Genomic DNA, 11,823 nt, shown 5'->3' on the forward strand with positions numbered 1-11,823 from the left:
TGCCCGGTACCGCGACGGGCAGCATAGCAGGATTTTCAGGGGGGGTGAATGTGTTTACAAAAAAGCAACATTAAATACTTGCTGAATCGTTAAGGGCAAAACATTACTTTTCGATATGACCGTCTGGCCTCTTTTTAATTGATGATTAGCCGGTTCTGGAAGGCGTTTTTTCACCTTATTTTTGGAGGGGGTTACCCTGCAAATGCAAAAAAGTGCTGATGTTAAGAAAACCATCAGCACCGATATGCATTTAATAAAAATTGGCAATAAAGGACGTATTAAAGCTGCTCGCCGTTAGACTTAATCACCTTCTGATACCAGGCGAAAGATTTCTTCTGGCTGCGTTCCAATGTTCCATTACCTTCGTTATCTTTATCAACATAGATAAAGCCGTAACGTTTTTTCATCTCGCCGGTGCCCGCAGAAACCAGGTCGATGCATCCCCATGGGGTGTAACCCATCAAGTCAACGCCGTCTTCAACCACCGCTTTTTTCATCTCGGCGATATGAGCAGACATATAGTCGATGCGGTACTGATCATCCACCACGCCATCGCTTCCCTGAACATCAATCGCTCCAAAGCCGTTTTCAACGATAAACAGCGGCAGTTGATAATGATCCCAGAACCAGTTCAGTGAGTAGCGAAGCCCTACCGGATCAATCTGCCAACCCCAGTCTGATTTTTGGACATGTGGGTTAGAGACCAGGCTCTTAGATTCATCGTAATCAAGTTGCGGGTTATCGTCAGTGGCTTTGGTGGCAAACGACATATAATAGCTAAAGCCGATGTAATCGACGCAGCCCTGCTCCAGAACGGCGAGATCTTCGCGGGTAATATCCAGCTCGAAGCCACGGCGTTCAAAGTAATTCAACAGATGTTGTGGATACTTGCCACGGACGTGCACGTCGGTAAACCAGTAACGGCGGTGCATGGCGTTCATCGCCATCATCATATCGTTAGGCGCACAGCTCAACGGGTAGATTGGGCACATCGCGATCATGCAGCCAACCAGCAGATCGGGGTTGATCTCACGCGCCGCTTTCACGGCCAAAGCGCTGGCGACCAGTTCATAATGCGCAGCCTGGAACATCACCGGCTCACGATCTTCACCCGCTTCATACTTCAGGCCTGAGTTGGTAAACGGCGCAAAGTCTTCGTGGAAGTTAGCCTGGTTGTTGATCTCGTTAAAGGTCATCCAGTATTTCACTTTGTGCTGGTAACGAGTGAATACCACTTTGGCAAAACGCACGAAGAAGTCGATAAGCTTACGATTACGCCAGCCACCGTACTCGGTAACCAAATGGTAAGGCATCTCGAAATGCGACAGAGTGATAACCGGCTCGATACCGTGCTTCAGGCACTCATCGAACAAATCATCATAAAATTGCAGACCTGCTTCATTAGGCTCCAACTCATCACCTAGCGGAAAGATACGCGTCCAGGCAATTGAGGTGCGGAAACATTTAAAGCCCATATCGGCAAACAGTTGAATATCTTCTTTATAACGATGGTAAAAATCTATCGCTTCATGATTAGGATAATTTTTGCCCGGCAACACACCTTCAGTAATTTCGCGTGGAACACCATGAGCACCAGCGGTCATGACATCGGCAACGCTTATTCCCTTTCCACCTTCTTTCCAGCCGCCTTCCAACTGATGAGCTGCAACCGCACCACCCCACAGAAATCCATCTTTAAATCCGGACATATTCTTTCCCTCAATTAGAGATCGCGAGTGTGCGACCGGTATTGCTGATTGAAATGGTAGACCGCGCCGATAAGTCCGGCGTCATTGCCATGGCTGACGGTATCGACATACTCGCCTATCGAAAACCAGGCTAGATGTTCACGAAGCAGCGCAAGAAACCCGGGGCGTTCAACAATGCCGCCACCCACCAAAATCTTTTGCGGATCGAATAAATTGACGAGGTTATAGAGACCTGTACCAATGCCGTTAAAAAACTCTGTAACCAGACGCTGACACACAACGTCACCTGCGTCATAACGCTCGAAGACCTCTTCTCCGGTGACCTCTTCTAGCGACTTACCTGCGTAATCAGCGTAATGCTGACGCAGAACTCGCATGGTGCAGGTTGCGTTCATTGTGTAGTGGGGAACATCGCGTGGGCCTGCACGTTCGGTGAGCATATAACCGAACTCTCCCGCCCTAAAACGCGCCCCATGTACCAGTTGGTTATTGCAAAAAATTGCGCCACCGATTCCGGTTCCGATAGTCAGCACTAGAAAATTAGCCATCTCCGCCGCCTTGCCCTGCCAGCGTTCAGCCAGCAACACACAGTTAGCGTCATTTTCAATAGCAACAGGAAGCTGGGTTTGTTCTTCAAACCACGCTTTGATAGCGAAATTATCAAACTTGCGAATAGCGCCGCCCATCTCGATAAAACCGGTGTGCGGGTTTACATAGCCCGGAGCGCTGATAGCTATGCCTTCGCATTCTGGATGGGCCGCAATCCATGTAAGAATCGCCTGCAAAATTTGTTCACCGTCACTGTCGCTAATCGGCTGCTTTCCCTTCTCCAGAATTTTTCCGTCAGAGGTAATTACCCCCATTTTCAGCGCCGTACCACCGATATCAAATGCTGCAATCTTCATGCGGTTCTTTCCTTCAGAATTACTCGGAAAACAGAGGGAAAATAACTGTTCTAATTCATTTTTTATTATCGAACGTGATGACTAAAACAATCTTAATGAACCATGAGTTCAATTAGCAAGTTGCGGCCCATAAGCATTTAAACCTCTTTTGAACCTGTTAAAAAAGCCAAGACACAAGAGGTTAGAGGCTGCTGCTAAATAAACATCACAACATGTGCATTTATTTGGGGTTTTCTGAACAACTTTTTTGCCGGGAAGTGTGATCGATGATCGGAATTAACGCCCCGTATCAGGATCATTTTTCCGATTGGGTCATCTTCCGAGGTAAGAAATACTTCACCTGAAATTCGAACACGTTCGTGTAGAGAATCGAATAATCTATGGGGTTGTTACTCTCATCGATAGATTGCGTCTCCATTTTAATAATGGGATCACGAACGCTGATATGAAGCATTTTGGCTATTTCCGGGGAAGGAAGCACCGGTTGGAAGGACTCATAGCAGCCCTGAATGACGACGTTACATTCGTCCTCAATGTATGAAAATTTTGATTTCTTCATGTGATTAACCGTCAAGTCAGGAAAGCGATTGACGGAAAGCCAGGTTTCCTCAAGCTGCATAGGCACGTTATCAATGTGGCGTAGCCGCTTTGAGTAATAAATCGGTTCACCCGCAGTCAGTTGCAAGCGGATGGCTATTTCCTCTGATGCCGCCTGTAACTCAAACCTCAGCACCTGGCTGGTTGGTTTCTTCCCTTCGCTTCTGGCAATTTCTGTGAAGCTGTCCAGGTGAGTAACGAAAGCCTGGAAATGTTTGTTGCGTAAATAGGTTCCCGAGCCATGTCTACGCTCAATCAATTCCTCGTCTTCCAGTACTTTTAGCGCTTTTCTCAACGTGTTACGCGAGACATTACACGACTCCGCCAGCTCCTTTTCCGATGGGAGAATATCGCCAATGTTGTAGGTAGGGCTGCTAATTTTGTTTTTGAGTAAGTTAACAACATCTTTGTAAACCACTTTTGAACCTCCGCAATCCATTTTAAATCAGTAAGTTATATTCTTTTCCGTGCTGGAGCCATTCATACGTTCATTTTTATTGGTTTTTTTAAACAACTCAGCCGTTACTAACTGTGATCAAAATTGCAGATGCCTGGTTAGATATTCATTAAGTTACCCTGCATCTGAACATCAACATATATTGAGAAGGTAAAAATGAAAAATATATTATTGGTTTGTGCTGCTGGAATGTCCACGAGCATGCTCGTAAAACGTATGAAAGAACATGCTGTAGCGGGAAATATTGAAGTCAATATTAACGCACTGGCAATTTCTGAAGCAAAAGACAGAATAAAGAAAAATGAAGCGGATATCGTGCTACTGGGACCACAGGTACGCTTTCAGAAAAGTGAAATAGAAGAAATTACTCAAGGGAAAATACCTGTCGCCGTCATTGATATGAAACACTACGGGCAAATGGATGGGAAAACCGTATTAGACAATGCGTTAATGCTGCTTGCCAGTCATTAACCTTTAATATCCCAGGTCATTAGTGCACGAGCCATAATTTAATTCCGGTGTAAGTTGCCGGCATTTTCTTTTGTCAAAATGGTGACTGCAATGATTTCCTGAAATTCGACTCAGCATTATTTATATACCTTAACTCTCAATATACCCATACAACCACAAGGGACTCGTCATGAGTTTAATGGATAACTTTGAACGCGGCATGGAAAAAATCCTTGTCCCTGTCGCGATCAAATTAAATTCTCAGATACATATCTCTGCTATTCGCGATGCCTTTATTCTGTCATTTCCTATCGTCATGGCAAGCTCGCTTATTGTATTAATCAACTTTGCCATTCTCTCGCCGGATGGTTTTATCGCCTCTATTTTACATTTGGGTATCATTTTCCCGAATTTAGCAGAAGCACAAAAAATATTTTCTCCGGTAATGAATGGTTCGGTCAACATCATGTCCATCATGATTGCCTTCCTGGTTGCGCGTAATATAGCGATAAATTATCAGCAAGACGATTTACTCTGCGGGCTGACGGCAATTGGTGCTTTCTTTGTCGTTTACACGCCTTACCAAATGGTGGGAGGCCAGGCTTATTTAACGACCCAGTATTTAGGGCCACAGGGACTTTTTGTTGCCATTATTGTCGCCATGCTGACCAGCGAAATTTTTTGCCGGCTTTCGCGCAACCCTAGAATCACCATTACGATGCCTGATGCTGTTCCACCAGCCGTTGCACGTTCTTTTAAAGTACTGATCCCGATTTTCTGTGTCATGATTTTCTTCTCAGTCGTTAACTACTGCCTGACGAAGATATCGCCAAACGGCCTGAATGAGCTTATTTACACACTCATTCAGGCACCACTGAAAAACATGGGCACCAATATTTTTGCAGTATTAATACTTGGTGTAGTGGCGAACTTCCTGTGGGTATTGGGTATCCACGGCCCTAATACTGTTGCAGCTATCCGTGAAACTATCTTCTCTGAAGCCAATCTTGAAAACTTATCATTTGCCGCATCTAACGGCACGACCTGGGGAGCACCTTACCCAATTACCTGGGGTGGCATAAACGATGCCTTTGCCAACTATGGTGGCTCAGGTATGACACTGGGCTTGCTGTTAGCAATATTTATTGCCTCACGCCGCGCCGATTATCGCGACATGGCAAAAATGGCCTTCGTTCCTGGACTATTTAATATTAACGAGCCTATTATTTTTGGCCTGCCGGTGGTTCTGAACCCAATATTAATAATCCCGTTTATTACAGTGCCTTTTGTTAACTCTTTAGTTGGCTACTTCTTCGTTACTATGGAGATTATTCCGCCGATTGCTTATGCCGTTCCCTGGACAACCCCCGGCCCATTAATTGCATTTTTCGGAACGGGAGGAAATTGGCTAGCGCTCTTTGTGGGAATATTGTTCCTGGCTATTTCAACATTAATTTACTTACCTTTCGTTATTGCCGCGAACAAAGTCAACGCCACACAAGCAGCACAATAATTATAGTTTGATTCCCCCTCCTTCAGTCGCCCCTGACTGAAGGAGAATAATAATTATATTTAGAGGTGTCACATGTATTCAAGACCATTGAAGGTTAGTTTATTATCTTTATCAATACTTCTGGCTTTATCCTCATCAAATTCTCTGGCGGCTAAATTAACAGTTGAGCAGCGCCTCGAACTTCTTGAGAATCAATTATTAGAAAACAGAGCTGAATTAAATAAAACACAGAAGGAATTAGCTACATATAAAAATAAAGTGGCGAGTTTAGAAAAAAACACTCCACCACAAATCGCTCAGGCAACTCAAACCGAGTTATCACCGGCAGCGGATAATATTACCAATGAGAATAAACCGGTGGGTGATATTTCAGCTCCAACTTCAGTGAAAGCAACACAGAAAGTGGCTGTGATAAGTCATGAAGGTGGAAAAACCAGCGTTGAAAGCGTCACACTGAAAGATATCAGTAAATTTATTAAAGATGATATCGGCTTTAGCTACCAGGGTTACTTCCGCTCAGGCTGGGCTGCCTCTAACCGTGGATCGGCGCAAACCTATGCTGCAGGTTCACTGGGGCGTTTTGGTAACGAGATGAGCGGTTGGTTCGATTTAACTCTGAACCAGCGGGTATATAACCAGGATGGGAAGACAGCCAACGCTATCGTCACCTACGATGGTAATGTGGGTGAGCAATATAATGATGCCTGGTTTGGCGACAGCGATAATGAAAATATTCTGCAATTCAGCGACATCTTCCTGACGACCAGAGGCTTCCTTCCTTTTGCACAAGAAGCCGATTTCTGGGTAGGTAAACATAAACTACCTGAATATGAAATTCAGATGCTCGACTGGAAAACACTTACAACCGATGTTGCCGCAGCCGTAGGTATCCAAAACTGGGATCTGGGGCCAGGACAACTCGATGCTTCCGTAAGTCGTAATGACGTAGATGTTTACTCGCGTGATTTCAGCCACACGACACAGATGAACACCAATTCCGTGGACTTACGTTACCGTAATATCCCTCTCTGGCAGGATGGTTCACTCTCACTGATGGGCAAATATGCATTTGCCAATAAAACAGATGACCAGAAAACCAATGAAGACAATGGTTCCTTCTTTAAACTGGAGGATACCTGGATGACGACTGCCATTGTTCGCCAGAATCTTCCTCGCGGTTCCTTTAATGAGTTCACACTTCAGGTCGCCAACAACTCTTATGCCAGCAGCTTTGCCAACTTCTCCGGAGCCAGCAACTCGATGGCAGCCGGGCGTTATTACTATGGCGACCATTCTGACGGTATCGCCTGGCGTCTGATTTCACAGGGCGAAATGTACCTGGCAGACCAAATCATCATGGCGAACGCGTTAGTCTGGGCACATGGCGAAGATATCTACAGCTATGAGAGCGGTGCCCATAGCGATTTCAACAGCCTTCGCGCTGTTATTCGCCCTGCATGGATTTGGGATACCTGGAATCAGACCGGTGTGGAATTAAGCTGGTTTGCCCAGAAAAATAAAACTGAACAAGGCGTTAATCTGAAAGAGTCAGGTTTTAAAACAACGCTTTACCACGCGCTCAAGGTCGGGCCAAGTTTGCTAGGCTCACGTCCGGAGATTCGTTTTTACGGAACCTACCTTAATATCCTGGATAACGAGCTTTCGCAGTTCAAGTTTAATGACAACAGCAACAATGAGTTTATGGCTGGGGTTCAGGCAGAAGTTTGGTGGTAATGATTCCGAAGATATCGTGAAGTAACACAGGGCGTAGGTGCGTAAATACCTAAGCCCTTTTTTACACAGTCGCCACAGTCCCCTACAAACACCCTCGCAATGCGCATTCAGCGCAGCTCGAAATAATATTTCACGCTTTCGAGCAACATTTCCGGCAAGAATCACCGTTTAAGTCAAAAATTAAACTATCAGCTCCATATACTCGCCAGAAACCGCCGCGTACCGGCATAACTCTCTACTTCTGAATACCAGGAGAAGTTAAATGAAGTTGCCCTTCAAGCCTCATATTCTTGCCCTCATATGCAGCGCCGGAATTTTAGCGGCATCTGGTCTTCTGTATGTAAAAAGTCAGACGACGAGTGAACCGACGCCTGCAGCTCAGACTGCACAACCAGCTCCAGCAGCCCCAGTAACACCAACTGCTCCAGCTCCGACCGCGACACCAGCGCCTGTGGCAACTACCGCAGCAGTCGCACCACCTACTTACACTACGGCACAACTCGACCAATGGGTTGCACCAATTGCGCTCTATCCTGACCAACTTTTATCACAAGTCTTGATGGCGTCGACGTATCCCGCAAACGTAGTGCAGGCGGTGCAATGGTCCCGTGATAATCCGAAGCAACAAGGTGACGCAGCCATCCAGGCTGTCGCCAACCAGCCGTGGGACCCGAGTGTAAAATCTCTCGTGGCCTTCCCGCCGCTATTGGCTCTGATGGGTGAAAACCCGGAATGGGTGCAAAATCTGGGGGATGCATTTTTAGCGCAGCCTAAAGATGTGATGGATTCAGTGCAGAAATTACGTTTGCTGGCACAACAAACCGGCTCATTGAAAACCACTCCACAGCAAACAGTTACTACTGCGCCAGTCACGGTTAACCAAAATACGACGGTGGCAGCGCCTGCCAGTAGCAGCTCATCTTCATCCAAAACCGTGGCAGCGGCACCAGCAGAAACAGTGATTAAAATCGAGCCGACAGATCCGCAAGTGGTTTATGTTCCGAGCTATAACCCATCGACGGTATACGGTACCTGGCCAAACACGGCGTATCCACCGACCTATCTTCCGCCCCCTCCGGGAGAACAGTTCGGCAACAGTTTTGTCAATGGTCTGGGATTCAGCCTGGGTATTGCCACTACTTACGCTCTGTTTAGTAACCTGGACTGGGATGATGACGATTATCACCATGACTACCATGGTGGCGGCGGGTATGAGCGCAACGGCGACAATAACATCAACATTGACGTCAATAAGTTCAACCGAATTTCCGGGCAAAATCTACAAGGTCGTAATGTGGGCTGGCAGCATAACCCGACTTATCGCAATGGCGTTCCTTATAACAACAGTAACGTTGCCCAACGCTACCATCAGACCAACGTCGCAGGTGGTTTAAGTGCTACGCAAAGAAGCGCGCCCGTTAACCGTGATGCCCAGCGGCAAGCCGCAGCCACACAGTTACAGCAAAACAAAGGCAGAATTGATGCGGCAGCTCCGCAGTTGGCTTCCCGCGATACACAACGTAAGGCTTCATCGCAACAATTGAACCAGATAGCCCAACGCAACAATTACCGCGGTTATGATTCGCAAAATACGGATTCTCGCCGCAATGCAGCGAAACAACAGTTCAATCAATCCACCACTCAACAACGTCGGGACACCGCTAAAACTCAGTTGCATAACCCAACAGCGCAACAGCAGCAGCGTCGCGACAATGTGAAAACGCAAGAGCACCGTCAGACGTCACAACAGCAGCAACAGCGACGTGAGACAGTTCAGCAACATCGTAGCAGTAGCAATCTGAGCCAGACGCATCGCACAGCATCCACACGCCCAAATGCATTTAGCGGTAATGATAGCCGCTCCCCTTCCTGGCAGGCGCAAAACCAGCGTGGACAACAAAGTTTGAATCGATCATCGGCAAACCGCGAACAACGGAGCGGGTCCAGAGAACGTAGCTCGGGAAGCCGTGAAATTCATCGCCGTTAATAAGGAGGCATCATGAAAAATCGTATGAAGTTAAGTGCATTAGTAATGCTTATGCTGCCTGCTTTTGTTCAGGCCCAACAGCAATTCACCACTCCTGAGCTTGCGGCAAACTCGTTTGCCAATGCCGTGATAAGCCAGGATGAAGCCGCGCTAACCGAAGTTCTGGGCGATAACTGGCGTCACTATCTGCCGGATGAAAAAGCCGACCCGGAAGCTGTCGCCCGTTTTATTCGCGACTGGAAAGTGAGTCATAACATCGAGGAAAAAGGGGAAACGGCCCATTTGAATGTCGGGCAGGAAAACTGGCAGTTGCCGATCCCTATCGTGAAAACTGAAGCTGGATGGCATTTCGATATGAAACGCGCCGCAGATGAAATACACACGCGTACCGTCGGCCTTAACGAACTGTCCGCAATTCAGGCGATAAATGCCTATGTAGCGGCACAGCAAGACTACTATCAGCTCGACCAACAATACGCGCAGAAGTTTGTCAGCAGCGAAGGTAAGAAAGATGGCTTGTACTGGCCAGTGACACCCGGTGAAGAGCCAAGCCCACTCGGCCCAAGCTTCAGCCCTGAGCAACCTGGTATGGGTTATCACGGTTATCATTTCCGCATTCTGACCGCGCAGGGGGCTCAGGCTCCGGGCGGCGAAAAGAACTATATAACTGACGGGAAAATGGCTGATGGCTTTGCGTTAGTCGCCTGGCCTGTTGAATATGGCGAAACGGGGGTGACCACCTTTATGGTGAATAACCAGGGGCTGGTGTATCAGAAGGATTTGGGCGAGCAGACGGCTGAAAAAGTGAAAGAGATAACACAGTTCAACCCGGATGAAAGCTGGCAGCAAGAGCAGCAATGACCCAATAAAAAAACGGCCTAAGCCGCTTTTTTCTTTACCATCAAGCGATTACTTCTTCTTCGCTTTCGGGTTTGGCAGATCGGTGATGCTACCTTCGAAGATCTCAGCAGCCAGACCTACAGACTCGTGCAGAGTCGGGTGCGCGTGGATGGTCAGCGCGATGTCTTCTGCGTCACAACCCATTTCGATAGCCAGACCGATTTCGCCCAACAGCTCGCCGCCGTTAGTACCGACAATCGCACCACCGATAACACGGTGAGTTTCTTTGTCGAAAATCAGTTTGGTCATACCGTCTGCGCAATCGGAAGCGATAGCACGGCCAGATGCAGCCCACGGGAAGGTGGCGGTTTCGTAGCTGATGCCTTTTTCTTTCGCTTCTTTCTCGGTCAGACCCACCCAGGCAACTTCTGGTTCGGTATAGGCGATTGAAGGAATCACTTTCGGGTCGAAGTAGTGCTTCATGCCGGCGATAACTTCAGCGGCAACGTGGCCTTCATGAACACCTTTGTGAGCAAGCATTGGCTGGCCGACGATGTCGCCGATAGCGTAGATGTGCGGCACGTTAGTACGCATTTGCTTGTCGGTGCGAATGAAGCCACGGTCATCAACTTCAACGCCAGCAGCACCAGCATCCAGCAGCTTACCGTTAGGTACGCGGCCGATAGCAACCAGAACCGCGTCGTAACGCTGTGGTTCAGCTGGAGCTTTTTTGCCTTCCATGGTGACGTAGATGCCATCTTCTTTGGCTTCAACTGCAGTCACTTTGGTTTCCAGCATCAGGTTGAACTGCTTGCTGATACGTTTGGTGAAGACTTTAACCACGTCTTTGTCAGCTGCTGGGATAACCTGGTCGAACATTTCAACCACGTCAATCTCTGAACCCAGCGCATGGTACACAGTACCCATTTCCAGACCGATGATACCGCCACCCATAACCAGCATGCGTTTTGGTACGGCTTTCAGTTCCAGTGCGTCGGTAGAATCCCATACGCGTGGATCTTCATGCGGAATGAATGGCAGCTGAATCGGACGAGAACCCGCCGCGATAATTGCGTTATCAAAAGTGATAGTCGTTGGACCATTTTCACCTTCAACAACCAGGGTGTTAGCGCCGGTAAATTTACCCAGGCCAGTCACCACTTTAACTTTACGACCTTTTGCCATACCGGACAGGCCACCAGTCAACTGGTTGATAACCTTTTCTTTCCAGGTACGAATTTTGTCGATGTCAGTTTTCGGCTCGCCGAAAACGATGCCGTGCTCAGCCAGTGCTTTCGCTTCTTCGATAACTTTAGCAACGTGCAGCAGGGCTTTAGAAGGGATACAGCCAACGTTCAGACAAACACCACCGAGGGTGCTGTAACGCTCTACAATGATGGTCTCCAGACCTAAATCAGCGCAACGGAATGCAGCAGAATAACCTGCCGGGCCTGCCCCAAGTACGACGACCTGAGTTTTGATTTCAGTACTCATCATGACCTCTTTATTATTTTCCGCCTGCAGTCTACAAAATTGTTAACAATTTTGAAACAAAAATGGCAAGCGAATTGTCCTTTGCATCAGATAATCTCGAACTACATCACGAGATTACCAGAAAAAAGCCGACCGCA

9 protein-coding genes are annotated in these 11,823 nt (G+C 47.5%); 5 read left to right on the forward strand and 4 right to left on the reverse strand.

Features of this window, described 5'->3' with window-relative positions; genetic code table 11:
* Positions 1–278: 278 nt before the first annotated feature.
* The 3 genes from EDF88_RS21005 to EDF88_RS21015 all read right to left on the reverse strand — a co-directional run bounded on the left by EDF88_RS21005 (position 279) and on the right by EDF88_RS21015 (position 3,629).
* Positions 279–1,709, reverse strand: coding sequence for a 6-phospho-beta-glucosidase (locus EDF88_RS21005; RefSeq protein ID WP_134187028.1), 1,431 nt, complete (start codon positions 1,707–1,709; stop codon positions 279–281).
* Positions 1,710–1,723: 14 nt separating this feature from the next.
* Positions 1,724–2,614 carry a beta-glucoside kinase BglK gene (gene bglK, locus EDF88_RS21010; protein WP_134187030.1) on the reverse strand — a complete coding sequence of 297 codons (891 nt, stop codon included), beginning with the start codon at positions 2,612–2,614 and terminating at the stop codon, positions 1,724–1,726.
* A gap of 295 nt (positions 2,615–2,909) precedes the next feature.
* Entirely contained in the window at positions 2,910–3,629 is a 720-nt protein-coding gene (locus tag EDF88_RS21015; RefSeq protein ID WP_134187032.1) for a GntR family transcriptional regulator, read from the reverse strand.
* A gap of 195 nt (positions 3,630–3,824) precedes the next feature.
* Here EDF88_RS21015 and EDF88_RS21020 point away from each other — a divergent pair, with 195 nt between their 5' ends.
* The 5 genes from EDF88_RS21020 to EDF88_RS21040 all read left to right on the forward strand — a co-directional run bounded on the left by EDF88_RS21020 (position 3,825) and on the right by EDF88_RS21040 (position 10,213).
* A complete protein-coding gene (locus EDF88_RS21020) occupies positions 3,825–4,139 on the forward strand; it encodes a PTS sugar transporter subunit IIB (protein WP_064516248.1) in 315 nt (104 codons plus the stop codon).
* Between the two features lie 169 nt (positions 4,140–4,308).
* Positions 4,309–5,631 carry a PTS sugar transporter subunit IIC gene (locus EDF88_RS21025; RefSeq protein ID WP_134187034.1) on the forward strand — a complete coding sequence of 441 codons (1,323 nt, stop codon included), beginning with the start codon at positions 4,309–4,311 and terminating at the stop codon, positions 5,629–5,631.
* Positions 5,632–5,703: 72 nt separating this feature from the next.
* The gene (locus EDF88_RS21030) at positions 5,704–7,365 is read left to right on the forward strand and encodes a carbohydrate porin (protein WP_134187036.1); all 1,662 of its coding nucleotides are present in this window, start codon (positions 5,704–5,706) and stop codon (positions 7,363–7,365) included.
* 262 nt (positions 7,366–7,627) lie between these two features.
* On the forward strand, positions 7,628–9,352 hold the full coding sequence (locus EDF88_RS21035; RefSeq protein ID WP_134187038.1) for a DUF3300 domain-containing protein: 1,725 nt from the start codon (positions 7,628–7,630) through the stop codon (positions 9,350–9,352).
* Positions 9,353–9,364: 12 nt separating this feature from the next.
* Positions 9,365–10,213, forward strand: a complete 849-nt coding sequence (locus tag EDF88_RS21040) for a DUF2950 domain-containing protein (RefSeq protein ID WP_134187041.1) — start codon at positions 9,365–9,367, stop codon at positions 10,211–10,213.
* Between the two features lie 48 nt (positions 10,214–10,261).
* On the opposite strand, the gene lpdA is transcribed toward EDF88_RS21040, so the two are convergent.
* Positions 10,262–11,686 carry a dihydrolipoyl dehydrogenase gene (gene lpdA / locus EDF88_RS21045; RefSeq protein WP_034460910.1) on the reverse strand — a complete coding sequence of 475 codons (1,425 nt, stop codon included), beginning with the start codon at positions 11,684–11,686 and terminating at the stop codon, positions 10,262–10,264.
* Between the last annotated feature and the right edge of the window lie 137 nt (positions 11,687–11,823).

Origin of the sequence: Buttiauxella sp. BIGb0552, assembly GCF_004366275.1 — a bacterium.
In the GTDB taxonomy this organism is placed as follows: Bacteria; Pseudomonadota; Gammaproteobacteria; order Enterobacterales; family Enterobacteriaceae; genus Buttiauxella; species Buttiauxella gaviniae.